The organism is Agrobacterium sp. MCAB5 (assembly GCF_052114365.1).
GTDB classification, from domain to species: domain Bacteria; phylum Pseudomonadota; class Alphaproteobacteria; order Rhizobiales; family Rhizobiaceae; genus Agrobacterium; species Agrobacterium tumefaciens.
On record NZ_JBFREP010000010.1, the window covers coordinates 186,344 to 211,376 of the forward strand.

Annotated in this window: 26 protein-coding genes; 5 read left to right on the forward strand and 21 right to left on the reverse strand. The window is 56.3% G+C overall.

The features are described 5' to 3' along the window. Positions 1 to 12: 12 nt before the first annotated feature. Positions 13 to 1,020: a sensor histidine kinase gene (locus AB4Z23_RS20960; RefSeq protein ID WP_019565741.1), complete on the reverse strand. Its 1,008-nt coding sequence runs from the start codon at positions 1,018 to 1,020 to the stop codon at positions 13 to 15. Between the two features lie 156 nt (positions 1,021 to 1,176). On the opposite strand from AB4Z23_RS20960, the gene AB4Z23_RS20965 reads away from it, so the two are divergent. Continuing rightward, positions 1,177 to 4,311: a response regulator gene (locus tag AB4Z23_RS20965; protein WP_441360748.1), complete on the forward strand. Its 3,135-nt coding sequence runs from the start codon at positions 1,177 to 1,179 to the stop codon at positions 4,309 to 4,311. Between the two features lie 340 nt (positions 4,312 to 4,651). On the opposite strand, the gene AB4Z23_RS20970 is transcribed toward AB4Z23_RS20965, so the two are convergent. The 6 genes from AB4Z23_RS20970 to AB4Z23_RS20995 form a co-directional block, all read right to left on the reverse strand. Continuing rightward, complete coding sequence (locus tag AB4Z23_RS20970; protein WP_019565739.1) at positions 4,652 to 4,858, reverse strand: hypothetical protein; 207 nt, start codon at positions 4,856 to 4,858, stop codon at positions 4,652 to 4,654. A gap of 207 nt (positions 4,859 to 5,065) precedes the next feature. Then, on the reverse strand, positions 5,066 to 5,602 hold the full coding sequence (locus AB4Z23_RS20975; RefSeq protein WP_065687588.1) for an NUDIX hydrolase: 537 nt from the start codon (positions 5,600 to 5,602) through the stop codon (positions 5,066 to 5,068). A 497-nt stretch (positions 5,603 to 6,099) separates the two neighbouring features. Further along, entirely contained in the window at positions 6,100 to 6,624 is a 525-nt protein-coding gene (locus AB4Z23_RS20980; RefSeq protein WP_421386729.1) for a hypothetical protein, read from the reverse strand. A gap of 412 nt (positions 6,625 to 7,036) precedes the next feature. Continuing rightward, positions 7,037 to 8,386 (reverse strand): NADP-specific glutamate dehydrogenase, encoded by a 1,350-nt coding sequence (gdhA, locus tag AB4Z23_RS20985; RefSeq protein ID WP_060643039.1) that lies wholly within the window; start codon positions 8,384 to 8,386, stop codon positions 7,037 to 7,039. Positions 8,387 to 8,475: 89 nt separating this feature from the next. Beyond that, positions 8,476 to 9,378: a DMT family transporter gene (locus AB4Z23_RS20990; RefSeq protein ID WP_236736197.1), complete on the reverse strand. Its 903-nt coding sequence runs from the start codon at positions 9,376 to 9,378 to the stop codon at positions 8,476 to 8,478. A 181-nt stretch (positions 9,379 to 9,559) separates the two neighbouring features. After that, positions 9,560 to 9,985, reverse strand: coding sequence for a GreA/GreB family elongation factor (locus AB4Z23_RS20995; protein WP_065687585.1), 426 nt, complete (start codon positions 9,983 to 9,985; stop codon positions 9,560 to 9,562). Between the two features lie 519 nt (positions 9,986 to 10,504). On the opposite strand from AB4Z23_RS20995, the gene rnk reads away from it, so the two are divergent. After that, positions 10,505 to 10,918: a nucleoside diphosphate kinase regulator gene (gene rnk, locus AB4Z23_RS21000; RefSeq protein ID WP_003517236.1), complete on the forward strand. Its 414-nt coding sequence runs from the start codon at positions 10,505 to 10,507 to the stop codon at positions 10,916 to 10,918. 414 nt (positions 10,919 to 11,332) lie between these two features. Here rnk and AB4Z23_RS21005 read toward each other — a convergent pair whose 3' ends face one another. Next, the gene (locus tag AB4Z23_RS21005; protein ID WP_013637417.1) at positions 11,333 to 12,292 is read right to left on the reverse strand and encodes an AraC family transcriptional regulator; all 960 of its coding nucleotides are present in this window, start codon (positions 12,290 to 12,292) and stop codon (positions 11,333 to 11,335) included. Between the two features lie 485 nt (positions 12,293 to 12,777). On the opposite strand from AB4Z23_RS21005, the gene AB4Z23_RS21010 reads away from it, so the two are divergent. Further along, positions 12,778 to 13,098 carry an ArsR/SmtB family transcription factor gene (locus AB4Z23_RS21010; RefSeq protein WP_025591476.1) on the forward strand — a complete coding sequence of 107 codons (321 nt, stop codon included), beginning with the start codon at positions 12,778 to 12,780 and terminating at the stop codon, positions 13,096 to 13,098. A gap of 342 nt (positions 13,099 to 13,440) precedes the next feature. Here the strand turns inward: AB4Z23_RS21010 and virB11 are convergent, their stop codons facing one another. From virB11 to AB4Z23_RS21075, 13 genes are read right to left on the reverse strand one after another with little or no spacing between them, the layout of a single operon-like run. Further along, positions 13,441 to 14,451 carry a P-type DNA transfer ATPase VirB11 gene (gene virB11, locus AB4Z23_RS21015; protein WP_441360724.1) on the reverse strand — a complete coding sequence of 337 codons (1,011 nt, stop codon included), beginning with the start codon at positions 14,449 to 14,451 and terminating at the stop codon, positions 13,441 to 13,443. 8 nt (positions 14,452 to 14,459) lie between these two features. Continuing rightward, positions 14,460 to 15,632, reverse strand: a complete 1,173-nt coding sequence (gene virB10, locus AB4Z23_RS21020) for a type IV secretion system protein VirB10 (protein ID WP_035200921.1) — start codon at positions 15,630 to 15,632, stop codon at positions 14,460 to 14,462. 14 nt (positions 15,633 to 15,646) lie between these two features. Continuing rightward, positions 15,647 to 16,501, reverse strand: coding sequence for a P-type conjugative transfer protein VirB9 (virB9, locus tag AB4Z23_RS21025; protein ID WP_162632387.1), 855 nt, complete (start codon positions 16,499 to 16,501; stop codon positions 15,647 to 15,649). Then, positions 16,498 to 17,169 (reverse strand): virB8 family protein, encoded by a 672-nt coding sequence (locus AB4Z23_RS21030; RefSeq protein ID WP_003517248.1) that lies wholly within the window; start codon positions 17,167 to 17,169, stop codon positions 16,498 to 16,500. Before AB4Z23_RS21030 ends, virB9 begins: the two co-directional genes overlap by 4 nt. Before the next feature lie 3 nt (positions 17,170 to 17,172). Then, the gene (locus tag AB4Z23_RS21035; RefSeq protein ID WP_065687583.1) at positions 17,173 to 17,439 is read right to left on the reverse strand and encodes a hypothetical protein; all 267 of its coding nucleotides are present in this window, start codon (positions 17,437 to 17,439) and stop codon (positions 17,173 to 17,175) included. A gap of 35 nt (positions 17,440 to 17,474) precedes the next feature. Beyond that, positions 17,475 to 18,410 (reverse strand): type IV secretion system protein, encoded by a 936-nt coding sequence (locus AB4Z23_RS21040; RefSeq protein WP_013637412.1) that lies wholly within the window; start codon positions 18,408 to 18,410, stop codon positions 17,475 to 17,477. A gap of 4 nt (positions 18,411 to 18,414) precedes the next feature. Then, the gene (locus tag AB4Z23_RS21045) at positions 18,415 to 18,648 is read right to left on the reverse strand and encodes an EexN family lipoprotein (protein WP_065687582.1); all 234 of its coding nucleotides are present in this window, start codon (positions 18,646 to 18,648) and stop codon (positions 18,415 to 18,417) included. Continuing rightward, positions 18,645 to 19,343 (reverse strand): P-type DNA transfer protein VirB5, encoded by a 699-nt coding sequence (virB5, locus tag AB4Z23_RS21050; RefSeq protein WP_065687581.1) that lies wholly within the window; start codon positions 19,341 to 19,343, stop codon positions 18,645 to 18,647. The genes AB4Z23_RS21045 and virB5 overlap by 4 nt, the downstream gene beginning before the upstream one ends. Next, a complete protein-coding gene (locus tag AB4Z23_RS21055) occupies positions 19,343 to 21,724 on the reverse strand; it encodes a VirB4 family type IV secretion/conjugal transfer ATPase (protein ID WP_421386732.1) in 2,382 nt (793 codons plus the stop codon). Before AB4Z23_RS21055 ends, virB5 begins: the two co-directional genes overlap by 1 nt. Further along, positions 21,717 to 22,058: a type IV secretion system protein VirB3 gene (locus tag AB4Z23_RS21060; protein WP_013637408.1), complete on the reverse strand. Its 342-nt coding sequence runs from the start codon at positions 22,056 to 22,058 to the stop codon at positions 21,717 to 21,719. Before AB4Z23_RS21060 ends, AB4Z23_RS21055 begins: the two co-directional genes overlap by 8 nt. A 2-nt stretch (positions 22,059 to 22,060) precedes the next feature. Beyond that, positions 22,061 to 22,360: a TrbC/VirB2 family protein gene (locus tag AB4Z23_RS21065; protein ID WP_013637407.1), complete on the reverse strand. Its 300-nt coding sequence runs from the start codon at positions 22,358 to 22,360 to the stop codon at positions 22,061 to 22,063. Further along, on the reverse strand, positions 22,357 to 23,046 hold the full coding sequence (locus AB4Z23_RS21070; protein ID WP_065687580.1) for a type IV secretion system protein VirB1: 690 nt from the start codon (positions 23,044 to 23,046) through the stop codon (positions 22,357 to 22,359). The genes AB4Z23_RS21065 and AB4Z23_RS21070 overlap by 4 nt, the downstream gene beginning before the upstream one ends. Before the next feature lies 1 nt (position 23,047). Continuing rightward, positions 23,048 to 23,587: a hypothetical protein gene (locus AB4Z23_RS21075; protein WP_065687579.1), complete on the reverse strand. Its 540-nt coding sequence runs from the start codon at positions 23,585 to 23,587 to the stop codon at positions 23,048 to 23,050. Between the two features lie 93 nt (positions 23,588 to 23,680). On the opposite strand from AB4Z23_RS21075, the gene AB4Z23_RS21080 reads away from it, so the two are divergent. Together AB4Z23_RS21080 and AB4Z23_RS21085 are read left to right on the forward strand one after the other, a co-directional pair. Then, complete coding sequence (locus tag AB4Z23_RS21080; protein ID WP_013637404.1) at positions 23,681 to 24,043, forward strand: transcriptional regulator; 363 nt, start codon at positions 23,681 to 23,683, stop codon at positions 24,041 to 24,043. Between the two features lie 357 nt (positions 24,044 to 24,400). Further along, entirely contained in the window at positions 24,401 to 24,805 is a 405-nt protein-coding gene (locus tag AB4Z23_RS21085) for a host attachment family protein (RefSeq protein WP_065687578.1), read from the forward strand. Positions 24,806 to 25,033: the final 228 nt, after the last annotated feature.

The following is a 25,033-nucleotide window of genomic DNA, read 5'->3' on the forward strand; positions in this document are numbered from 1 at the left end:
GTCGCTGATCATTCATCCAGAAAGATGGCTTTCTTTCATCCTTAGCGTTACAACGACGCCGCCCTCTACCCAGTTATAGTCGATTGATCCACCGAGTTGTCCAGAGACTGTCCTGTGCAACATCTTACTGCCGTAACCGTCTGACGATCTGGGCGACTGGGCAGGGTCGCCTCCGTGTTCGCTCCAGACGATCTCGACCTCGTCTTCGATTACAGAACCGGATATGTCGAGCAATCCCGCATTATTCGACAAGGCACCATATTTGAGCGAATTCGTTGCCAACTCGTGTATCACGAGTGCCAGGCTGGTTGCGGCCTTCTCTCCTAATCCCATCCGCGGCACAGCAACGCGAATGCGACCTGCAAAAGCTCCGACGTCGTCGTAAGGGGCAAGCAGCACAGCAAAGAGGTCACCGAGCAATGCCGATCTCCCCTGGCCATCGGGGAGCGGGCGCACCAGTTCGTGGGCCCTGCCAAGGGCCGTCAGTCGCTCAGTCAACTGCTTTGCCATTTCCTCTTTTGTCTCGGTCGTCCGCGAGGTGATATTTGTTAATCCAGAGGCCAGAGCCAGAATATTCTTGACGCGATGGCTCATCTCGCCGGCAAGGAGTTCATGCCCTTCCTCCGCCTGCTTGCGGCCCGTGACGTCAAGAAAGATGCCTGTCATTTTTTCGGTTGCAGCGTCTCCCTCGTTGCCCTGGCCCCGAGCGGAAATCCAACGAACGTCGGAGGCGTTCGTGAGAATGCGGAAATCAATTTCAAACGGGCCGTCGATGGCGCGAGTTGCGACGAACGCCGCCCTGACGCGGTCTCGGTCGGCGGGATGCACCTTGGCGGAAAGATGCTCGAAAGTGAGGTCTACCTCGCCGCAAATGTCCCAGAGTTCGTAAGCCTTGGCATCCATCACAAACGTGTCGTCATCAACGATCCAGGCCCAGAGCGCGACCCCGGCCGACTGGATAGCACGCCTGAGCTCGGCTGTACTCCATTCAGGTTGTGATGTGCCTTTGCTCAATTTCAAATTTCTCCCACCCCATACAAAAGCTGGTATCGATCTAGAACTAGCTGGCCAGCGAAGCGTTATCAATGTTCTACGTAGGATGTGCTTTATTGGGATGGAAGTGGAATGGCATTAATTTCGGACCGGTATCGGGACATATTTGTTGGCGATGGAGAGATGGCGCAGATGATGCGGCGCCATGATTGGGCGGATAGTACACTTGGTTGTCCGGACGAGTGGCCCGAAGCGCTGAAGGTCGCAATTCGGCTGTTGCTCACCTCAAAATTTGAAATGTGGCTTGGCTGGGGTCCAGACATCGCCTTTTTCTATAACGACGCCTATAGGCCGACCTTGGGAAATAAGCACCCCAACGCGCTTGCTGTGCCGACAAAGATATTATGGTCTGAAATCTGGAATGATATCAAAGGGCGCTTGGAAATCGTTTATTCAAGCGGAGAGGCAACCTGGGACCGTGCGCTGCTCTTGCTTCTCGAACGCGACGGGTATCCGGAAGAAACGTATCATACCTTCTCCTACAGTCCGCTGATCGGAGACAGTGGCAAGGTCGAGGGCGTCTTCTGCGCGGTCACGGAAGAAACCGAGCGGGTCATCAGTGAACGCCGCCTGGCAACTATGCGGACCCTGGCGTCTGGCCTTGCCGTGGCCGACACCGAGGTCGAAGTCTTCAACGCTTCACGCAAAGCGCTTAACGACAACCCTCAGGATCTTCCCTTCTGCGCACTTTACGTTTTTGACGAGAACGGCAATGCGATGCGCCGGTGGGTTTGCGGCACAGCTGAAGACGACACTTTATTGCCGGTAACAATAAACCGTGGTGTGGGTATCTGGAACCTTGAACGCGCCTGGCAAGAACAGGCCATGGATCTGATAAAGTTGTCGGCCACAGACGTCATCCCGTCGGGGCCTTGGCAAAGAGCGCCATCTCAGGCTGCGGTCATTCCTTTGGTCGGACAAGCCAGCGACCAACCCAAGGGGGTAATGATCACCGGGCTCAATCCGCATCGGGCGGTCAGCGACGATTATCTGGATTTCCTTAAATTGATTGCCGGCCAGATCACCTCGCGCTTGGCGAGCGCCGAAGCGTTCGAAACAGAACGTCGACGGGCAGCGGCACTTGCAGAGGCTGCTGAGATCCGGGAAAAAGCAGCGTTGGCACTCGAGCAGCTCAATCGTCAACTCTCCTCAGAAGTGGAACTTCGGACCGCGGAGCGAGATCGGATGCGCGCCCTGTTCCAGCAAGCCCCAAGTTTCATGTGCATCCTCAGCGGGCCTGAACACACGTTCGAGCTGGTCAACGATGCCTATAATCAACTTGTCGGGCATCGCGAGCTCCTTGGCCTCAGCGTCAGAGAGGCGCTGCCTGAGATTGCCGGGCAAGGCTTCTTCGAATTGCTCGACGGTGTTTTTCGATCGGGCACGCCGTACATAGGTCGTTATGTGCCTGTTTTCCTGGAACGGGATGGCAAGGAGCAGCCGGATCATCGCTTCGTACATTTGATCTACCAGCCAATTTTTGATCTTAACGGATCAGTGACGGGGATCTTCGTTGACGGCTTCGATGTCACGGACCAGAAGCGTGCTGAGGATCAGCTTCAGAGCCTTAACCACACCCTTGAGGAAAAAGTAGAGCAGCGCACTATTGAACTGAGAACTGCGCTTCTGAAGCTAGAGAAAGAAACTGTCGAGCGCGAAACCGCACAGATCGCGTTGAGGCAGGCGCAAAAGATGGAAGCGCTGGGTAACCTTACAGGCGGCGTGGCGCATGACTTCAACAATCTTCTCCAGGTCGTGAGCGGCAACCTGCAGCTTCTCTCCAAAGATATCGACGGCAACAGGCGGGCAGAACAACGCCTGCATAATGCCTTGGCCGGCGTTGCCCGCGGCGCAAAGCTGGCATCGCAACTTTTGGCCTTCGGTCGCCGTCAGCCGCTCGAGCCCAAAGTCGTCAATGTTCGAAAACTCATCCAGAATATGGACGATATGCTGCGCCGGGCACTGGGCGAAGAGATAGAACTCGAAACCGTTGTCTCCGGCGGGTTATGGAATACGCTGATCGATCCGAGTCAGCTGGAGAACGCCATCCTTAACCTGGCAATCAATTCGAGGGACGCGATGGAAGGCCGCGGACGATTGACAATCGAGACCGGAAATGCGGTTCTCGACGACAATTACGCCCGTTCACACGACGATGTCCGTCCCGGACAATATGTACTCGTTGCAGTGACCGATACGGGGTCAGGAATATCGCCGGATATCATCGAGCATGTCCTGGAACCGTTCTTCAGCACGAAAACGGACGGGAAGGGAAGCGGCCTCGGTTTGTCGATGGTTTACGGCTTTCTTAAGCAGTCCGGCGGCCACCTCAAAATCTACAGCGAGGTCGGGCATGGGACGACCATGAAACTCTATATGCCGCGCACGGTGCAGGTCGAAGACAGCCTGAGTGATCCAGAGGCCATTGCGGTGACGGGTGGCACTGAAACTGTTCTCGTGGTGGAAGACGATGACGGCGTTAGGGAAACATCGGTGGCGCTGCTAACGGACCTTGGTTACCGCGTCCTCCAAGCGAGAGACGCACAGTCCGCATTCGCCGTCGTCAGCAGTGGCGTTCAGATCGACCTGCTGTTCACGGACGTCGTGATGCCGGGCCCGATGCGCAGCACAGATCTTGCGAGGAAGGCCAAGGCTCAGTTCCCTGGCATGGCCGTGTTATTTACCTCAGGCTACACCGAAAATTCGATCGTCCACGGCGGCCGGTTGGACGCTGGTGTCGAGTTGCTATCCAAACCCTACACGCGTGAGGCACTGGCCCGCAAAGTCCGCCACGTCCTGAACAACGCGCAGCAACACAGGATTGCCTTGCAACGGATGGAGCGCCAGGAGCCCGCGCCTGCACCCGAGCAGGAGCCGCTTGATAGCCGCCCAACGGTGTCTGCAAAACCGCATGTCCTTATCGTTGAGGATGAGCCGCTTATCCTGATGTCGACGGTCGACATGGTAGAGGAGCTTGGTCACACGGTGCACGAGGCTAACTCAGCGGAAGATGCCCTCAGCGTCCTTGAGACCAACAGGATCGACATGTTGCTGACAGATGTCGGTCTGCCCGGCATGTCCGGGATCGAACTTGCAAGGCACGTAAGGGAACGCTGGCCAAACGTGCGGATCGTTTTCGCAAGCGGTGACGACAACGCCAAGACAGCCTCGGGCATTTCCGATGCGCAGCAATTATCCAAGCCTTTCAGTATCGATGGGCTGCGACAGGTGTTGGGTAAGGCCGATCGGACCTTGTGACCGCAATTTGGCTGGCATGGCTCGCGCACGGGTATAACCACGTTTGCCATCGCGGAGTTTGGCGATGGCGGCCGGCCACTTGCGCAAGTTTGAGTATCCAGTCCCACCTGCGCTGTTGACCGCCGGGTCATCACGATTGTGGGACTGGATCTGTGGAGATACCTCGATGCCCCTGGGCGATCGAGGCCACGGCACTCTTCGCCGGATAATGCGCCTTTCGGTTTTAATCCGAAGTCGACGCCCCCGCGGCGTAAGGCATAGCTCGACCGACAAGAACCGCGCGGCATAGAACACCACCAGCTCGATCCGGATCAGCCGTACGCCGCGGGGCACGAGATCACTAGAGGCTGACGCCCTCCAGTTTCGCGATCAGCGTGTTGCGATCCTCAACCGATTTCAATCGCACCGTTAGAGCTTCGCTCTTAACCGGCACCTGGGGCGGCAGAGAGACGGCAATGCCGGGAATATTTTCGGCAGCCCACCGCCTGAAACGAGGCAACTTGTTGGGGCCGCTGATAGGAAGGGTGTGAATATATCTGAAAGTCATGACTGCTTCTTTCCGAATGCGGGCAATGCCATGGCACAGGCGGCCAGATTTGCTCCGCAGTTTTCGTGTCGGGTTGCGAGAGACCTGACGCCAATGTCGCGGTCGCAACTATTGGCGCCAGGCAATCAGCGTCCGGCACTAACCCTTCGGATAGGAAAGACGTAACGAATGGTGAGCGCGAAACCCGTTAGCTCCATCGTCGGCATGTCAGACACCAGAACCTTGCCGCTCGCTCAACCCCAGGATCAGGTGGCCAGAGTGACGGCGGGCATGCCAGCACCCCGGCTCGGCATCGAGTTTCCGTACAAAATCGGCAAGCGCGATATCACCCATCCTGTCCGCCGCCGCTTGTGGAGAAAACCATCGTCTTTTTCGGTGCGCTTTTTCGCGCCAGTGGGTCAAAGTGCCACGCACGTTCATACCGAATATCGTGACACAGCAGACAAGCTGAGGCTTATCGTTGAGGGTCTTGATATATCTGTATGTCATTACCGGAGCCGGGGACATGTCGCCAATAATTCCTGCCACCTTGAACGCATGTCGTGAGGCCATGACGAGGGGCGGACATGCTTTCACGAGCGGGCCAGTGGGCACGATCCAGCGCTCGCGCTCACGGTCCGTGACAAGCAGCACCTTGCGCTCGCCGTCGCGCCCGATCCGCCAGGGAAGTACTCCGACCTGCTGCAACTGACCTCTGTCATCAGGTGACGAGACGATCCGGCTTGCTGTCGTAGCGCGCTTCATTGTCCTGCGGTCTCCGCAAGCCAGCGAAAGGCCAGCCGGAACTCGTTGCGCTTGCAACTATGAGGCTTGCGTGCGGCTCTCAGTGGAACAGAGGTTTCACACCAAGGGCACCGGGCGGCGGCACCCGGCAGTTGACGATTGCAGGCAGGGCAGACTGGAAGGGGGCGAGGGTGGGACATTAAAACGCTCCATGGCTACGTCGCGCGAGCGACGCATACGAACCGCACTTTCAATTGCGTGGTTCCCGGAGCGGCTGGGTCTATGGCGGCGTTAAAGGTTCAGTGCTGCCAGCTCCGGGTTAGGGAACGTGCCTGATCAATAAGCCTGAAAAATAGGGATTTCATGGTCGTTTTCATGATGCTTATCTGGGCAAGGATCGCGTTGACTGCAAGGTGACCTTTTGCCGCACGATAGGAATGATGTCGGACCATTCGCGCCAAATCGTACATGAACGAACCTCGTGACATCCACTCAGCGGCAACAAGCTCTGCGTCACTTTATAGCCTCACTGTCAGACCCAGAGCTTTTCGCTTGAACGCGCGGACGACGATCGAGACATTGATGGAGGTTTTGCAGACGTAGCTGTTATCGAACAACAGACCTGACCGGTCGTTGCACAGCACTGACGATTCGAGCGCCTGCTCAGCTAGGTTGCGCCCCCACTCATTGTGGAAGAACGTGCTTCCATCGGTAAAGCCAAGCCCGGTGCTCTGGTATGTCGGTCGAGCTTGCAGCGATCTTAAGGCGGCAAGATAAGCGGCATCATTGTCCGACCTGCGTCCAGCGATCAATGCTTTTCCCAGAGATTTCCGATCGATGCTGGGACGCCTCCAAATAATGAAGCGGTTCTCAACCAGATCAATGTACTCATCGAGACCAGCAACGGGGATCGAGTGGGCGGCGACAGGTTGATAGAACATGAATGGATCGCTCTCTTCGGCGGCCGCATTCGCCCGGAAACACATAACCGCTTCGAGCGATGCCACTATCTCCGGCCAGGCTTTAAGGACGGAGGACATCACCTGAGGGGCGACTCCAGCCTTCCGCCAGAGTGCATGTATTAAAGCCAGAGCAATCCACCGTGGCTCGCCTGTCGTCTCGTTAGCCGCGTTAGCAATCGGTGCAAGGCAGGCCTCGTCCTCACATAGGATAGCGGCGACATCAGCCAGAGTAGCATGATCAAGTCCAAAATTGGGCTTGGCAACCAGGGCAGGAAACAAGGTGGTAACCTCTGAAAAACGCCTTGTTCTCAACAAAGAGAACAAAGACCAGTGGAGCGACTGAATTGGCGAACGACCCGATCGCACGCGTGCGATCGGGTGACGCTCCTGCTTTGAGGGGCAGCGGCTCCGGTCTGGCTTGAGGTCCAATAATCATCACCGATGCGTTCCTCTGGGACAGCATGAGTCGAGCTGGGCCGCCGCTCGTGATCGCCTAGATGACCCCTAACGCGTCCATAGCTTCCGCGACCCGAACAAATCCGGCGATGTTTGCACCAAGGACGTAATCGCCCGGCGCGCCATATTCCTCGGCTGTTTCCGCGCAGACATCATGGATCGCACTCATGATGTCTGCGAGGCGCGCCTCCGTTTGCTCAAACGTCCAGCTGTCACGGGAAGCGTTCTGTTGCATTTCCAAAGCAGACGTGGCGACCCCTCCTGCATTAGCGGCCTTGCCAGGCGCGAACATGACGCCTGCCGCCTGAAACAACCTTACAGCCTCGGGAGTCGACGGCATATTTGCGCCTTCTCCCACCGCGATGACGTTGTTTCTGACGAGCGTCTTTGCGTCTTTACCAGTCAGTTCGTTCTGCGTTGCACAGGGCATAGCCACGTCACAGGGAACATCCCAGATTGATCCTCCCTCGACAAAGCAAGCATCCGACCCCTTGAGCTTTACGTATTCCGAGATGCGTCCTCGGCGGACCTCCTTGATCTCCTTGACCAGGGCGAAATCAATCCCGCTTTCATCAACGACATAACCGTTTGAATCGGAGCAAGCGACAATCTTCCCGCCGAACTCGCTTACTTTTTCCATTGTATAAATTGCAACGTTGCCCGAACCAGAAACCGACACACGCTTTTCAGAAAAGTCCATTCCCTTGGAGGCCAGCATCCTGCGCACAAAGTAGCTCGCCCCATAACCTGTCGCTTCTTTGCGAGCGCGCGAACCGCCATAGAACAGGGCTTTCCCGGTCAGGACTCCCGCCTCAAATCGATTGGTCAGCCTCTTGTACTGGCCAAACATATAGCCAATCTCACGACCGCCGACACCGATGTCGCCAGCGGGAACATCGGTGTATTCGCCAATATGTCTATGAAGCTCAGTCATGAACGACTGACAAAAGCGCATAATTTCGCCATCAGATCGTCCGCGCGGATTGAAGTCGGATCCGCCCTTCCCTCCCCCGATGGGCATACCGGTCAAGGCGTTCTTGAACGTCTGTTCGAATCCGAGGAACTTGATAATACCGACGTTGACCGAGGGATGAAACCGAATGCCGCCCTTATAGGGACCCAAAGCAGAGTTGAATTGCACGCGGAATCCGCGATTGATTTGGACCTGACCGTTGTCATCCACCCAAGGCACACGAAAGATGATCTGCCTCTCCGGTTCACAAATCCGCTCGATGAGGGCGTTTTCCGCATAACGCGGATGTTTAGCAATGACTCTTCCAAGGCTCTCCAGGACTTCGCGCACGGCCTGGTGGAACTCGAACTCTCCTGCGTTTCGGCGCAAGACTTCGTTGAGAATGGGTTCGAGTTTTTCGTCGACGTGAACCATCAAATACTCCGTTTTTTTAATAGCTTAAGGAAGATCGGCATGGGCAAGGCAGCCTGATCACTGCCGGCGAGGGTGACTGCCTTGGCTCGTCAGACATCGGGGTTCTTTGACCTCACTCGCTCGGACATCATCGCCTGGAAGTTCGACAGCAGGATTATGCATCCGCCGATGACGACCCAGGCGTCTACGCCTTCTCCGTAAGCGTAGAACCCGACGACCGCAGCCATGGGTACACGCAAAAAGTCGATAGGCATGATGACAGATGCATCGAGGCGCTTAAGCGCCTGTGCCTGGCAGTAATGCGCACTCAAGGCACCAACGCCGGCAACCATCATCCACGGAATATCGGACAGGCTGACGTCCCTCCAGTCCGTCAACGCGGCCAGCAGTCCCAGCGGCAGTTGAATGAGAATCATCCAGACCACGATGATTGCTGGTGAGCATTCTTTCGTGAGCTGCTTGACGAGAATTAAGGAAAGCCCATAGCCCGCGGCCGCCAGCAGCACTAAACCAGCAGCCGGATCAATGACGCCGAATCCTGGACGCACTATCACCAGAACACCGATGAAACCGCCAAGGGTTGCGAGAAGCCGCGGCCCGGTTAGCTGCTCCTTGAGAAAAAGCCAGGCGAAAAATGCGACCCAGATCGGCATCGTAAATTCGAGTGCAAAGACCGAGGCCAGTGGGAGAGCGACCACGCCAATGGTCCAGAAATACTGGGCGGTGAAGTGAACGACGTTTCGGGCGAGATGCCTTGGAAACAGTTTCTTCTGACGGATCTGCGGCAGGAGTGACCGTCCCACCAGCAAAATTACGCCGAGACCGACGAGAGCCCGGAAAAACAGCACCTGTCTGATCGACAAGGTCGATGCAAGCTCGCGAGAGCCGACAGCCATGCTTATGAAGGACGCCATGCTCAGCGCCATCCAGCCAAGTCCCTGCGCCAAACCCGCCCGCCGCCGCATTCCAGTAAAATGTGTGTCTTTTTCCATGATTGCTCCGGAAAGCTTGTGCTGCCGCGATAAGGGAACCCTTGGTCCACTTTTATTGGCCAAACATCTGAAGCACCATACGAAACAGATGTTGTTGGTGCGTTCAAAGGGCGGAGGAACGTGCGCAAGCAAGCGCAGACATCCGGTCCTGCAGACCTTTCTTGCGTCGATATCATCGCGTTCAGAGGTGGCTGAAGGCTTCCGCGGCTGCTCGTCTTTCACCGGCACGGCCGACCCGGACGACAGTCAATTGATGTCTGTGTCCATCGCGAGAATTCCACTCCCCGCGCTGCCCGGGCTTAAGGCCCAAGAGCGCCACGCCAACAGGCGTCAATACAGACAAGCGGCCCGCGTCTGCCAGCACTTCATTCGGGAGAACAAGGGTAACCTGGCGTTGCTGCCCCTCTACATCATACGAGACAGTTGATCCTAGGCAGACCGTGTCGAGCGAGACCTGTTCGTCTGCCAAGACCCAGGAGTTTTCCAGCTTCTCACTCAAGTCGGGGCCGACGTCGAAATCATTGGTCAGGGCCACGAGCGTCAGGCGGCTAAGTGTGTGAAAGTCTGTTGCCCCGATTATGGGCATGGTTTGGCTGAGTGAAGACATGTTTATTGTGACCTGCGCAACAACCCCATCGCTAGAAGAAGGGCGTTGACTTGTTTGAAGAGAGACTTGCCGCAGATGGTAAGGCGTACGTGTTGACGTAGCCACTCTGGATCCGGCAGGCGACAGTGGCCGGACCCGGTTACGATCCTGCGATGGGGCAGACCCTGAAAGCGCTCACTGCGCGTCTTTTGCTCTCGTTCAACATCAACCTAGCATTTATGGAAGGTGCCATGAAGTCAAGGGCACTTGCCGAGATCAAAAGCGCCGGGCAGCGTCTCACGGAGCGCTTCTTGACTTCCCCCTCAGGCATGCCATGATTAGGGCACCATGTTGAAAATTGGCAATTCACATAAATTTCGCCTCTGCCGAGAGTATCCCGTCGAAGGATACTAGCCCGGGACGTAGACTGCTGTCGCGCGTCTGAACCCGGGCTTTGATCCTGCGGGATTGCGCGACCTCACCCTCCACAAGCAGTCTTTTTAAAACGCAGCTATTCGGCCGCGGTACGAGGCATATGAAATGAACACCACTGATTACACAAAGCCGTCCATCATCGTCCGGCAGACTGACCACGCTCGTCTGACCGCTCTTGCACTGGCGGCACCGGGGCGCGACCTCGACGATGCCGAGAAGTTGCTTATCGAACTTGAGCGTGCTGATGTCGTAGAAGATGACCAGTTCCCCGCAGACGCAGTGGCGGTCGGATCGACGGTATCCTACCTGACGGAAGGCGGAGCCAGAAGGACGGTAACTCTTTGTTACCCCGGCCTCGCCGACATCGAACGCTCAATGGTCAGCGTGCTGACCCCGATTGGAGCTGCTCTTCTTGGTCTTTCTCCCGGACAGCAGATCGAGTGGAAGGGCCGTGACGGGCATTCACACAAGTTGACCGTCCTTGAGGTGATGGCCGACTTAACGGTCAACGCCTCTTAAGACCCTCATTCCGGATGATACGAGAACCCGTCTACAAATTGACGGCGACCGTCCGCATCCACCGATTGACGAGGTCACAATTCAAACGTCGCGAGTAATCGCGACTATTGCGATCCCAATCGATGCCAGAGAGCTTCATCTTCCACTCCCTTGGTTGGCCATCTGTCCCTGGATGACCCGGCAAGCTTCGATCCATGCATACCGCCTTGCGTTTCAACGTCAAATGAACATCACCTGAATATCTGAATGAGCTACTAGAAGCGCAATCGTTTCGGCACCCATCACCTCTTTCTCGAAGTTGTTCGAGGAGCAGGTGGCGGCTCAGATGGTTATGCTTGACTGATGTCACACATCCTGCAACGCCATTGCCACGCCGAAAAACGAGGCGGATAAATGCCATGGACGATCCAGCGCCTAAAGTTCGCCCTTCCGGTGTTGAGATGGGCTGACCCCAAATGCTTTTTTGAAGCTCTGGGTGAAGGCACTTTGGGTTGCAAATCCCCACGCCTGAGAAATCTCCTTTACGGACCGATCCTTATTCCGATCGATCTCGTCGCGAGCTTTTTGAAGGCGCAGAGCAAGCTGATACTCACTTATTGTTTGTCCCACGCAGTTCAAAAAGGAATATTGCAAAGAACGAACACTGACTCCGCTCAGGCCCGCCAAGAGTTCAGGAGAGCTTCTAGCCGCTGGGTGCGCATGGATATAATCAATCGCTCGACGGACTTGTCGTGGAGCAATGACGGGCACAGGCGCCTCAAGTTTTTGCGTGTAGTTGTTCGGATAGTTTAGAAGAAAACTGTCAACGATCAGATTACCCATACTCGGAGACTGCTTATTCAATGACCTGGCAATTCCTTGTAACGGTGAACCGTTCAGCATTTGAACAAGAGCCGGAAGCCCTTCGAGTTTGCCATGATCCAGAGCGCGTTTGCTAAATTCGATCGGCTGAACCACAGGCCGATCGAGCAATATCGACATGCGTCTTGATAATAGAGCGTCTGAGATAACGACTGTTGAATGTTCGCTACCATCAAGGACATCCACGCTATCGGCGTGCCGGTAGCCAATGACCTGATTAGCCGCAATCGATAGCCTTTCACCCCGGAAGTCATATTCGGTCGCTCCCTTGCTCGCGAAATTAAACAGAACAGCGTCGAACATCGCAATGGGCGTAACGCGATACGAACCTATGGTCGCCGACCATTCGAAGAATACTTCATCGATTACGGCCAGTTGACCGGTGACCCCGTAGTTGTCGTGTGAGCCCAGTGGCATGACAGCGACGGGAGCATACGCCTCACTCAGATACTCTTCGACTTCCCCAATATCTCTCGACGAGATCTTGAGCTTTTTGTACAGCCCGTCCGACATTTCCCGCACATCCCAACACAGTTTGACGTGATAAAAAGCGCATTAGTTACCAACTCAAATCACCTGAAATGGCATCATATGTCCCTATAATAACCAACGGTGCGGCATCATTTAGATCTGGGAATCAACCGAGGGTATTGCTCCATTTCGGTCGTAATCAGTCATGCTTGCAATCAGCCTCTGCGTTGCGGAAGACCTTCTCAATGTCTAGTGAACGGTTCAGAGGACATTTGTCCGGCACGCTGGCAATAGTCGCAAAAAAATTGCACCTCAGAAACACACCTGCACTTTACAGGTGGCTCATCGGCTTCACGCGCCTTTTGAGAGTGAGAGTTTTCGACTATTCTTAATTATAAACATTGGCGCCTTACCGGTCGCGAATCTAAACCTCTAAAAAAGGTTCACGTCGAATGGCTTAGCCAAGGATTATGGCCTAAACGTCCGCGACATAAAGTGGTTTGGATACGGATTTGATACAGAGATGTCTGGATGAGCAATCAATTATTTCGGCCTCCAAGCTTTTAGCGGCGATGGAAAACCCGAAAAGGCTCGCAATACTGCGGATTCTCGTTGACGCCGAAATTCCGGTTGGTGAGCTGGCACACCGGGTTGGCCTCAGCCAATCAGCCTTGTCGCAACACCTCGCCAAGCTGCGCAATGCAAACGTCGTACAAACCCGCCGTGAAGCGCAGGTGATCTACTATTTCAGCCATTCCGATGCCGTGCGGCGTATTTTAGCCACTTTGGAAGCGATTTTCCGCGAGCAGCCGCCTGTGTCTCCGGCTGCGGCGCCAAGCGGGCGATAAATTCGCCCCGGCGCATGAAGCTGGTAACGTTATGGATGGCTTCACTGGATTGGACTGGCTGGCCAGTCAAGATTCCTCGCCGCTTTAGACTGTTTTCTTGATGTATTGTAAGCGGTTGTCCGACCGCATATTGTCCGCTGTCGCCTGATCTGTGATCGACACTCCATGGATGAGTGACAACGAGGATCTTGCAGGCATACGTCAGAGTTGTCTTAAGGTGTACTACGCTTATCGACTTACACGGTTACCGTGCTGCTTTCGGCGCTCTTTACGGAGACACACCCAACAAGAAACATCAGGACCACCATCCGCACCTCGGAACTCCGTGAGTCGCTCAGTTTGCTATTCCGTGGCTCTACACTCACTCCTGAAATACACCTCAGACAGCCGAAAGTTTCCTTTGTGTCGCCTGCACTGAGCAACGATATCTATACTCGCCTTCAAAAAACCCACGATGTCGGCCCGGTCCAGGCCTGCGCCGCCCTCCGACTCCTTAACGAGCAGGACCAGTTGCTCAAAAGCCAATTCGGCCGAGTTCGCATGGACCGTGGTTATTGAGCCAGGATGGCCCGAATTCACGTTCCGGATATAATAAAAGGCCGTCCCATCGCGAAGCTCCTGAAGCAGAATCCTATCCGGCCGCATACGAAGACAGGATTCGAGAAGCTCTTTCGGTCCGGCGCGCGAGAGCCCCTGCCCTCCTTTCGAGTAGAACAAGCGCACGTGGTTCGGTTGTGAGATAACGAGCTCGGGAGTGTCCTCGATTGAAATGACCCTCTCGTTTTCGGGAATATGCTTGATCAATGCTTTGGAAAGCGTCGTTTTCGCCGAACCTGTGGCGCCAGAAATAATGATGTTTTTTCGAGCGACGACGGCCTGCCGCAGGAAATCCTTAAAACGGCCGGCACGATATGTTTCGCACAGTTCCTCATCCTGCGCGGAGGAGGGGGTACTGGTCGCTGCGCACGCTGTCTGGAAAAATCCCTTTTCCTCCAGATCATCAAGACTGAAGTCGACCGAGGAAGGCTTGCGGATTGTCATGCTGACAGTGTCATTGATCGTCGCCGGGGGGATGACGATCTGGATTCGTTCGTTCCCGGGTAGCATCGCCGACAATATTGGACGCGTCTCATCAATCGACTGATGGGAAAAACTTGCGACTGCCCGGGCAAGACGCATGAGCTTTTCGAAGGTCAGCTCCGGCATTTCATAGGTCCGCCACCCACCGGGACCTTCCGTCAACACCTGCCCGGGCCGATTGACAATCACCTCTAGGAGAGACTTGTCCTGAAGGAATGTCGAAAACGGCTTCAACAGCTCGGTGACGACAGCCGATTCCTGCCTCTCTGACATTTCGCGCCCTATTTCGTTAGGAGCGTCGATCGTGGCGCGAAATCCCCCAGGACTGCACGATCGAAAACGCGGTTTCTGGGTTCGGTCACCCTAAGACCGTAGATGCCGGAAAAGTCGAGATCGCGAGCGACAAAGATCGAAACCGGTTCACCTTGGTGCTTATTGAGTGTCGGCGGGATATTGATGGACTGCTCGACCGCGATGGCGGCCGCCTGTTGACTGGCACTCGTTGTTTTTTGCGCGTCGACATCGCTGTCCTGCAGCCGACTGCTTGCATAGTTCGTCGCGTCCCCGACAATGGAAAGCAGAAGAGCGCTGCCGAACCGCTCCCACCAATGGGTGTCGACATGGCCGTCGACACCGGCACGACCAAGTGCGTCGGTTGCTGGTGATGCGAGAGTGACGATAACGCCCTTCGGCGTTTTCGCGCGATTCCAGAGAATGAACAGGCGCTTTTGCCCGCGTTGAAGCCCTCCACGATATTCGCCGACAACCTGCGTGCCCTTTTCCATCAAGACCACCCTGCCATTGTCAGAGAGAACATCGCGGTTGATCACACAAGTGGTAAATCCCGGCTGGTCGGATGCTAACGCGGTTTCAAGAACGCAGGGAATGGTCGTTCCCATCGCGACGATGAAATTGCGGTTTCCGAGTGTACCGGCCCTTGAGCCTTCAAGCCGCGTTGGCCGCAGCAGGCCATCGAAACGCTGCTGCTCATTGTTTTGCTGGTTCTGAACAGACATATTGTTGTCGAGTGGCACGAAATTGCTGTTGTCGGAAGGATAAGAGCTGTCGCCTTCCCTCAGCTCTTTCCGATTCCTCTGCCCTCCACTGAAGGCCATCACGGGCGCGCGGCGGGCGGAATCGAGCAGCTTGTCCTGCTCTTCAATGACCGGTTCGACGACAGGCGTTGGCAATTTTACTTCAGGGAGCGCCTGGCCCGGTTCAACTTTCTCTTTTGCGGCCTCGAAGGGGGTCGTCTGACGAATAACGATCCGTTCGGGCTGAAGATTTTCATCCCTTCCCTTCTTTCCCGTCGTCGACCAAAGCGCAAAGCTGACAAACGCGATGATCGCAATGGCAACAGCGCCGCGTTTCAAGAGAGGGCTGTTGTCGATGTGACGACTGGTGACGGTTTCGGCACGCTCTCCGGGGATGCGATCCTCGTCTTCCTGAGCCATGACTGTTCCCTTCCCTATCGCCCGGTAACGTCGCGCTTCACGACGCGCTCCACCGAAGGAGACGTTGTGTTGGTGTCAGGATTGATACCGACGCGGTCGTAGGCTTCGTTGAAGACGCAGAGCACATCCTTGCCCCGACGCAAGATGAACTTGCGGCTGATCGCGTGCACCATCACCAGATCTCCATCGACCGACTTCGGAACAAGGCTTTCGGAGCCGTCGGAGTTCTCCATATAGATCGCGGGCATTTCCTGGTTACCTACAAAGGCGAACGTTGTAATCTTGCCGTTGTCGTAGACGCTTTGCGGCTCCAGTGCCTGCGATCCCTGAGAAGAATAGCGCCAGTTTCGAGGGCCATAGGCTTCGTGAAGCGCGAGCACATTGTCGGCGTCCTTCGCCTGGGCCGCGAGAGCCCTTGACGCTGCCTGCTGGCGGCGAAGCTCGGCGTCATCGCCTGGATACCTGTACTTCACGTAGAAGTAGGTGTTTTGGCCAGCCTCTACGGAGCCATCGCGCGCCGTCAGTTCCATCTGGTAGCTGCGGGTCGAGCCATCCCTGCGCGTCGTAACCACGGAAATATTCGTCACCGGCTGGCTCTCGCGTGGCTTCAGGAACAGGATGTTGCCGGCCGGCGCAACTTCCCAGGCGACGCTATTGCCGAGCGCGACATGGGCGATTTCCTCGTCCGCCGCGAACTCGACCTGTACGGATGACCGCAGAGTGCCGACCACCCGCGTGATGTTGTAGGGTTGGTAGTTCACGAACCGGATACGACTGTCTTGCGAGGCACCTCGTGGTATCTCAAGCGCAAACGCCGGCGACATCGAAAGGGTCACGATGAGTGCAGGAATTCGAGGGATGCGCATCATCTCACCTCCTCCGGATCAGCGCGATACTCGCTGACGACGAAACCGAGCGGGTTTACGAGCCGGTCCGTCGAGGACATCGGAGCGTTCGCGTAGGAATAGGTGATCGACGCAACCCAATGGGTCGTTCGTACTTCCTCGCCACGCGTGATGGTTCTCATGTAGCGTACGGAAACGACATTCTGATTGATGAGGGAGATTGAAGCGATATCGATCCTTGCTGTAGCCCCGCGACCATAAGTATTCTGGGGCGATTGCGGGTTGCTGCCACGGTAGAGGGCCGCGAAACGCGTTTGCTCCGCTTGCGTCGACAAGAGGGCGATGGTGCGGAAATTTTCCTGTGCTTCACTCCAGACGTAACCCTCGCGGGCCCGGACATATTTTGCAGCGAAATATTTCGTCACCGCCTCATCGTAGGTGCCAGCCGTCGATGTCAGCGCTGACACGACGTCGACAATGCCGGTCGAATTGTCGACGCGCACCACAAAGGGTTCAACCGTCTTGAGGGGTGTGAGACACGCGACCGCGAAGACGGCTACAGCGGCGACAATGCCTGAAACTATGGCGATCGACCAGGCAATCCTGTTCGATCGCTCGACCTGGATCATCCGGTCCTGGTCGAAACGACGTGCTTTGTCGAAGTAGCTCTTGAGATTATCTGTCGTCACCATTTTTCATCCCTCACAACGGCGATAGGAACCGTCGATGTCCAGATGCGCAAAAGCGGAAGTCTCGCTGGCCTCTTTAACGAAAGGTGTGAGGGACGTGGACGAACTCGTGTTGGATTGCTGCTGTTTCAGCTTGCTGCTGCCCTCCCAGTCCCACATCGAGCGGTTCAATGGGCGGCGCGAATAGCCGTCGCAGTTCGGCAATGGGTAGGTCATCGAAGCGCAGCCGACAAGCGTGGCTGAAAAGACGATCAACAGGGCAGGCTTAATCATTCAGCAGGCCTTTATCTAATGTTCTGGACTGGGTGTCATACGCCGGCATTTCTTGATCCGAAGGCGCGGCGGGCAAACCGAGCACCGCGACCGATCATCCGGCCGGTGTGGGAGGCTGCTCTGGCCAGCATGCCTTCATGCGCATCGCGTGCGGTCGTGTAACCATAGACCAGCGAGGCGCCGCCAGACGCCAGCGCCGATGCAATGCCAGGTAGCTGGTAGAATATGTACAGGGCAGCTATCCCGATGGCACAAAAAGCAATAGGGCGCATAAGGACGTCGCTGTAGCTGTCGATTGCGGTGAAGCTCGAGTCCAGGCAGGAGATCAAAAGCGAACCGACGGCAACGACAAGGACCTGAAGGATCACGAAGTTTGCGAGCTGCCCGATCCAGGACTCGGTAAAACGGCGCGTCGATTGAAACATGGCAAGCGCAATGAAAATCGGCCCGATCGCCAGGACGATCGCCAGCGCCAACCGTGCATAAAGGGAAACAACATAACCGATCCCCGCCACCAGAAAGCTGACGCCGATCACCATGATGCCGCCCACACCTGTGACGATGTCAATCGGCCAGGAAGCCCTGGTCCAGATATCGGTCGCAGAGGCCTGGCCCTTGTCGAGCAGACTGTCAAAGGTGCTGGCACTCGGCGCCGTACCTGCATTCAGCGCCTGAGCGATCTCGCGTGGCAAAACATCGAAGAAGATGTTTGTGACATAGGTCTGATATTCGCCGGCGTTCTTCACCAGCATCACTATGATCGCGAGCTTCATCGCGCGGAAGGCGAAGTCAAGGATAGGTTCCTGGACCGAGCCCCGAAGGATGAGATAGCCGTAGAGGACGACGTAGAGGGTCACTGCCACCGTCAACGGACCAGCGACCCATTCTGCTATGTTCGACGTCCCATCCGAGACGAAAGTCTCCAACGGCCGCTTGAACTGACCGTCGATAAACTCAAACACCTGGTACATTTGGTCAGCCTCCCAATGCCTTGCGCATGTTCTGGAGCCGGAGCTTAACCTCGGCCGCTTCCGCGTTCTGGCAATTGGGCGTCTGGCGCAATGCACCCGGGTTGTTGCGGCACTCGGTAATCGTACGGGACAGCAATTCGGTGTCGGCGACGAACTCGTCCACCGTATGAGTTCGCTCCGCCTCTTGCGAACAAGCCGACAAGAGCACCAGGGAAAGGAAGATGAGGGTGCACTTCACTGCAGCGCCGCCTTCATATTGTCCATCCGTTGGCGCCAGTCCTCCGCCTTGCGCTGTTCGTCGACCTGGTTCTGCGCCTGCTGCACCATCCTCAGCCCCTCCATCCGCAGGACGTCGGTCTGAAGAAATGCCTGTTCGGCCTGCAGCCGAGCCTGCAGGTCGGCAATCTCTTTGGCGTCGCCAGCCGTGGAAATCTTTCCCCGCAGCTGATCAATCCCGTCGATGCGCTTGGTCGCGGCATCGTAGATTTGCTCACCAACGCTCATTTGCCCGGCATTCTTGTTCTGAAGCCGGGACAATTCCTGAGCGTAGAAATCATCGGCGTCAGTGCGGTAGGCCGAGTTACCTTCCAGAAACCTTGAGGCGGAATCACCGAACACGCCGGTGCCGTTGCCTTTGAGCAATCCCTCGATGGCAGCGAAGTCAAAGGGAAGCGCCTTGCGGATCGCCGGATCGTTGAGAACCTCGGCGACATCCGCCATATCGGTCAGCTTGTTGAGCGAGCCATAAAGCTGCCGAGTCTGGCCGATCTGCTGATTGAGCGCGTCGAGTTGCGACTTGAGCTGCGCGATGCTCTCGATCTGCTTGGCAATCGCAGCCTGATCGTTGACAGGGATCCCCTGCCCTGACGCGCCTTCAGCAGCAAGCATGAGCACCGCGCTGAGCAGTACGCCATGAAGTCGATAGGAAGTCATCAGCTAGCACTCCTTCGCTGTTGGAAAATGGGAAGCCAGTTCTCGACGTCGTCTCCAACCTCCGCGCGGATCGCGTCGAGAAGTTCGACATTGGCGGTCCGGCCGGAGAGGATGGCGAGCTCGTCATCGAAGCCGTTGAGATCGAGCTCGGCAACGACGCTGTTGTGTCCTTGCTTCAACACGAACCTCCGGCTTTCAACGGAAAGCTCGCGCGCTATCAATTCGTATTCGCGCTCGGTGAGCTTGAATCCATCGACATAGTCGGCATGGTTGCCGCGCGAGTTGGGCAGGAAGATCTGTGTCGGGCATTGCTCGATGATCGTGTGCGCGATTGGCGAGTTCAGCGCGTCGCGCGGGCTTTGCGTGGCAAACAGCATCAACCCATTTTGTTTGCGGATGGTCTTCAGCTTGTTTTGCGCAAGATCGCGGAACCCCTCGTCCTGTAGCGCCTTCCAGAATTCGTCGATGACGATGATGATCCGGCGGCCATCGATCATCTGCTCGACGCGATGGAAGAGATAGGCCATCAGCGGTGTGCGAATTTCCTCGTTGTCGAGGAAGTCGGTCATGTCGTAGCCGATGAACTTCCCTGATCCGCCGAAATCGCCAAATCCGATATCTTCGTTGACATTGTCGAAGACCCAGCCGAGCGGCCCTCCCTCCTCCCACCGGCGGAGCCTCGCCGCGATACCTTCCGGATCCGTATTGTTGAGGAAAGCCCGCAGCGCCCCTATTGTCCGTCGCTCAGCGGGCAGGTCGGCAAGGCCGTCGATCGCGCCGGAGATGTCGCGAAGTTCGGTGACAGTCAGTTCCCGCGCCCCTGAACCCACAAGCTTGCCGATCCAGCGCGCCAGGAACACCTTGTTCTCCGGCGTCAGGTTGAGGGCCTTTAAGGGAGCGCAGCCGGTGGGGACCCCGTTCTTCAGCGGCAGGTAGGTGCCTCCGGCGGCGCGAACATAAAGGTCCGCGCCGCGATCCTTGTCGAAGAACACCACGTGCGGGTCGTGTTTCTCGAGCTGTGACAGCATGAAATTGACAATCACGGTTTTGCCCGCTCCCGACGGACCGCACATGAAGGTGTTGCCCAGATCGCCATAATGGAGATTGAAGTAGTAGGGCGAGCCTGAAGCGGTCTTGAGCAGGGCGACGGCGGGTCCCCACTCATTGCCGTCCTTCTGTCCGATCGGATAGGAATGGAACGGTGACAATGCTGCGAAATTCTTCGAGCTGATCGCGCCCGAGCGCGCGCGGTAACGAAAATTGCCCGGAAGTTGCGCCCACCATGCGGCTTCGAGACCAAGATCCTCACGCGCAACGACAGCCCCGCCATTGGTCAGGCTGGCGCGAACCTTTGCCAGATTGTCGGTTAATTCCTTTAACGTGGTCGCAAAGACGGAGAGTGTCAGGTGATGCTCGCCGATCACGAAGCGGTTGGACTCCAGGTCGTCCATCGCATCGTCGAGTTCATCGATTTGCGAAGCCGCCTTGTCGCCGCTGCTCACCAATTGGTTTTGCTTACGCCCCATGATGACGCGAGCGTCCGCCTTCGACACAAAGCAGAACGACTGTGAGAGAATGAGCTCAAACGGACTGTTTAGAACTCCGTCCAGCATGCCTGTCTTGGTGCGGGCTGGATATTCCTTGAAGCTCAGCATGCCGGCAAAGCGGCTTTCTGCCTCATGCCGGATCTCGATCGTTTCCCGACCTATGATTACGCGATCAGAGTAAATTGCCGAGGCGACGCGACCTTCGGTAAGCGGCACACGCTCGCGCCTCCCGCCGACGAGCTGGTGCAGCACCTCGCTCGGTTCAGAGAAGAGCATGCCTTCCTGTTCGTAAAGAGAAAGGACCCGTGGCTCAAAGCGCCTCAAGCCCGCCACTACGTTGACGACCTTGTCCTTAAGCTGTTTCAGAGCCTCTTCATCCAGCTCCATATCGAGTCGTTTTGACCGTCGAAGGTACGACAGCAGCTTCCCCGCCTTGTCTGCAGGGCCACGCGCTGGCGACCAAAGGACGGTCAGATAGAGATCGTTGCGGAAAAGGTGCTCGCGCGCCATGCGTTCCCGGTATTTCTCGTTGAGCGAGGCGGAGAATGGCGTTGCGAACGTTCCGCCAGGATAGTCGCTATCCCTGCGCCGAATGAGATGGGTCCAGATCGCGAGCCGCTCATCGGCAATATTTCGATAGAGCGTGTTGAGGTCGCGATGGAGCGCGTTGATGTCGAGCAGATCAGCAGTTTCGAACGATACGCCTGCGAGCGCGACCATGACCATGAGTGTCCGGGACTCGAGCGCGATTGTCGTCTCGTCGATGTGCCGCACGTAGGGGATAAAAGCCTCTGGCGTGAGTTCGCGTGATCTAAGGGTGGCGATGTCAGGCAATTCCAATATCCCTTTCGTCGAAGCGGCGTGTCAGTCTCAGAGGGGAAAGTGTTGCCCCGCCCCAATAGGCACCGTTGCGTGAACGGCCGCGTGTCTCGACCCAGGCGAGCAGGATGCGGAACATGTTGTGATCGTGCTTGACGAGCGCTTTGAAGATGAGATGGAAAACGATGCCGACGAACGCGTAGGCGATAGATCCGGCGACGATGTAGAGGATCGTCGTGACCATGATGTTGAAGCCCATCGCCTCCATCGTGACACCGGCAATCATCGCGGGACGCGTACACGCGATGAAGAGTGTGTCTTCTTCGAGAACCGTTTGTCCGCCCACCATCTTCAGGCTCCGACGATGGTGTTGACGAGTTCGGTGGCGCCAAAGATGCCGCCAATTCCGATGATCCAGAAGCCCGCTCGCCTCAGGTCCATATAACCAAACATCCAGGCGATGCAGATGACGATGACCGCAATCACAGCGAGAAGCTTGGCAATGTTTCCCGTCAACATGTCGACGATGTTCTGCAGGACGGTTTCGATGCCGGCGGCTTGCGCGAAGGCGGGCTCAACCATCGTCACTACAATGGCGGCAGCCATGACGGACGAAGCGACGACGGGTCTGATCCGGGAACTGATTATCATTCACTCTGCTCCAATTCCAATTGATTGTCTTGAAACACCAGGACGGATGAACGGCTTCGGGTCTTGAAGACGTCCCACGCGGACGCCGCCGCGATCGCGTGTGCTTCCCCCGGAGTGTTTTCCGCCACCACTTCGGCAACGACGTCTGCTTGGGAAGAATTCGCCGACACGTTTGTCTGCAACCCTTTTCCCGTGTCGCCGATTGTAAATCGAGCCACTGTCGGCCCGAACCGTTCGATTTCGCGGCGAACCTGATCGCCATAGTTGACCACGCCCCCGACCGACGGATCGTCACGTCCATAGCAGGATTGCAGCACCTGCTCGGCCCTGGGACTGTCAGCATCCACCTTCACCGAGAGGCAGCAATAGCCGTCGAATGGCGTCGCTGGAGCGTTCAGGTTAAGGCAACGAGCGAAAGCGGCTGTTATCGAGAGGTTCAATCTGCGCAGTTCTTCCGGCCCGACCCCGTCGGGACCAATGTGTATGTCATGGCATGTTGCCTCCGAGGATGCGGCGACTTCGATTACATCGGCCTTGGTCGCAGGTTGCCGCCCGAGCGGTGCACGGCTGTTGATCCTGATGGTGAACGGAGCGAACCGGCTTTCGGGGCTGACCACACCCGCAAGAGCCTCCGATGCAACGAAGGGTGCGCAGGTCTGCGCAAGATCTGAGAAGACAACGGGCATGTCAGAACCACACCCTCTGCGTGCCGACGCCCTCAATCGTCACATCGACGTATCGAGGTTTCTCGCGGACCAGGGGTCGCGCCACGGTATTGGCCAGGCATTGGTATCGCCCGTCTACCCTTTGCCACCTCGGTGACGTGACAGAGCCTTTGTTCGGATCGCCACCGTCTCGATCTCGCCGGCAAAAGCTGTCGCTCACGGCTTGCAGCGACGTGGAAATGCACGTCGCGTCACGTCCGCTGGGACCGTAGCCAGCAGATAAGCGGTAGCCGGCGTTGCAGTAATATGGTTCGTACAAAGGGCGAGAGGTCTGAAAACCCACGCCCGCGCAAGTTGGAAACGAACGCCCTTTTGCCAACCACCTCCAAAGCTTCTCGACGGGCGGCCTGCATTCGCCATACTGGGTCGGACCGCCGGGATTGGATAAGCACAGGATAACCTGGCACCCCCATTCGTCGGCACGAGCGCTTCGCTCCGAAATGGTATAGAGTGAAACGAACCCTGACGCTGCGATGATCATTCGAAAGAAAAGGCCCTTCATGCCCCCTACCCTCCGTCTTTCTAAATGTCCGCCTCAACTGAACGGCGACTCGTCTCAATTATTTGACTATGCAAATAATAGATAGTTAAAACGATGGCAAGCAATTTAAGTGAAAGATGGCAGAGTCAGGCCTTGTCCGTATTTGCGGTGCGTGAAATCCTGGAGAAGCCGATCGACGGTGAATCGGCGCAGTCGCGCATCAAACAGATCGGCATGATGAATATTCTCTATCTGATGCACCAGGCGCATCAGAAGTTAACGCTTTCAAATGTGATTGATATTACCGGAATGACGCGTGGTGGGGTGATCGAAACCATTGAACTCTTGGTCCGGCGGGGCATCCTTACGGAAACGCTGGGAAGAAACTCAATGGGACGAGGAACAGCTCGACAGTTTGAGTTTTCCCCGCAGGTTTTTGCCGCGCTTGGTGGTGCCGCGGCGACCGGAAATGCGTGATTTTACAAGGCATGTTTTATACAGTATTTAATGTGGACGCCGTTTTAGATTAAAGGGTCGGCATGTGCCGTACCGCTCACCAGCATTGTCGCGGAAGATTTTCGCTGCCGATGCATACTGCCGAGTTCGTTCCAGGGGTCTGTGCTTGGCACAGCAGCCTCGACTGACCCTCTGCCACAGCGATGGCGCGAGGCAGGCCATCAAGCATTTGGCTGGGGTGACTGATCACGGCGATACGCCAATCCTGTAGTTTTGTCGGGCAGACTGCGGAACGGATGGTCTGTAGCGAGGTTATTCTCTGATAGAAACAAGCAGGGTCGGTCATCTGGGCTCGAGCTGCTCACCAAGGAGATCAACATGAACCCTCCGCAGAACACGGTCGTTGCCGTTGCCGATGGCGAAAAGCTTAGCCTTTTTCGGAACGACGGAGATGCGGCGACTGTCAATCTGACAGCGTTGCCAGATCCGGCGATCGACAGCTCGAAGATCTCTTCCGGCGCCCGACATTCCAGTAGCTCGGCTAATCCCGACGATAGCCAGCAAGACGAAGACGGGTTTGGTGCAGGTGTTACGGATATGCTGAACAAGCAGGTGCTTGAGGGCAAGATTAAAAGTCTGGTGATTATCGCGGCACCGCGCACACTGGGTGAGATGCGCAAGGGCTACCATAAGTCGTTGTCGGACGTTCTTATTGGAGAACTGGATAAAGATCTGACTGGCCATTCTGTGCGGGATATCGAGAAAGCACTTGCTAGCGCTTAAATCCTGCATCTAAACGGCGTGATCGGCCCCGCCATCCCCGGCGGGGTTTTTGCTTGGCGCTCGTTAGGAATGTAGAGAATTGGCAACAATTTAGTGTTGCCAAATTTTGCTAGACTGTTCCTGACAGGAACGTCGCCACAACTTTTTGCTTACGTCTTATTTCAGGAGATGGCGGAACTGATCTGAATAGCCGGTACGGAGGCGCAAAGCTGAAGTCACTCCCGAGTT

Coding starts and splice junctions, on each gene's coding strand:
- AB4Z23_RS20965 (WP_441360748.1), top strand. CDS start 1,177: ATGGCGCAGATGATGCGGCGCCATGATTGGGCGGATAGTACACTTGGT.
- AB4Z23_RS20970 (WP_019565739.1), bottom strand. CDS start 4,858: ATGACTTTCAGATATATTCACACCCTTCCTATCAGCGGCCCCAACAAG.
- AB4Z23_RS20975 (WP_065687588.1), bottom strand. CDS start 5,602: ATGAAGCGCGCTACGACAGCAAGCCGGATCGTCTCGTCACCTGATGAC.
- gdhA (WP_060643039.1), bottom strand. CDS start 8,386: ATGGTTCACGTCGACGAAAAACTCGAACCCATTCTCAACGAAGTCTTG.
- AB4Z23_RS20990 (WP_236736197.1), bottom strand. CDS start 9,378: ATGGAAAAAGACACACATTTTACTGGAATGCGGCGGCGGGCGGGTTTG.
- AB4Z23_RS20995 (WP_065687585.1), bottom strand. CDS start 9,985: ATGTCTTCACTCAGCCAAACCATGCCCATAATCGGGGCAACAGACTTT.
- rnk (WP_003517236.1), top strand. CDS start 10,505: ATGAACACCACTGATTACACAAAGCCGTCCATCATCGTCCGGCAGACT.
- AB4Z23_RS21005 (WP_013637417.1), bottom strand. CDS start 12,292: ATGTCGGACGGGCTGTACAAAAAGCTCAAGATCTCGTCGAGAGATATT.
- virB11 (WP_441360724.1), bottom strand. CDS start 14,451: ATGTCAGAGAGGCAGGAATCGGCTGTCGTCACCGAGCTGTTGAAGCCG.
- virB10 (WP_035200921.1), bottom strand. CDS start 15,632: ATGGCTCAGGAAGACGAGGATCGCATCCCCGGAGAGCGTGCCGAAACC.
- virB9 (WP_162632387.1), bottom strand. CDS start 16,501: ATGATGCGCATCCCTCGAATTCCTGCACTCATCGTGACCCTTTCGATG.
- AB4Z23_RS21030 (WP_003517248.1), bottom strand. CDS start 17,169: ATGGTGACGACAGATAATCTCAAGAGCTACTTCGACAAAGCACGTCGT.
- AB4Z23_RS21035 (WP_065687583.1), bottom strand. CDS start 17,439: ATGATTAAGCCTGCCCTGTTGATCGTCTTTTCAGCCACGCTTGTCGGC.
- AB4Z23_RS21040 (WP_013637412.1), bottom strand. CDS start 18,410: ATGTACCAGGTGTTTGAGTTTATCGACGGTCAGTTCAAGCGGCCGTTG.
- virB5 (WP_065687581.1), bottom strand. CDS start 19,343: ATGACTTCCTATCGACTTCATGGCGTACTGCTCAGCGCGGTGCTCATG.
- AB4Z23_RS21060 (WP_013637408.1), bottom strand. CDS start 22,058: ATGGTGGGCGGACAAACGGTTCTCGAAGAAGACACACTCTTCATCGCG.
- AB4Z23_RS21065 (WP_013637407.1), bottom strand. CDS start 22,360: ATGATAATCAGTTCCCGGATCAGACCCGTCGTCGCTTCGTCCGTCATG.
- AB4Z23_RS21070 (WP_065687580.1), bottom strand. CDS start 23,046: ATGCCCGTTGTCTTCTCAGATCTTGCGCAGACCTGCGCACCCTTCGTT.
- AB4Z23_RS21075 (WP_065687579.1), bottom strand. CDS start 23,587: ATGAAGGGCCTTTTCTTTCGAATGATCATCGCAGCGTCAGGGTTCGTT.
- AB4Z23_RS21080 (WP_013637404.1), top strand. CDS start 23,681: ATGGCAAGCAATTTAAGTGAAAGATGGCAGAGTCAGGCCTTGTCCGTA.
- AB4Z23_RS21085 (WP_065687578.1), top strand. CDS start 24,401: ATGAACCCTCCGCAGAACACGGTCGTTGCCGTTGCCGATGGCGAAAAG.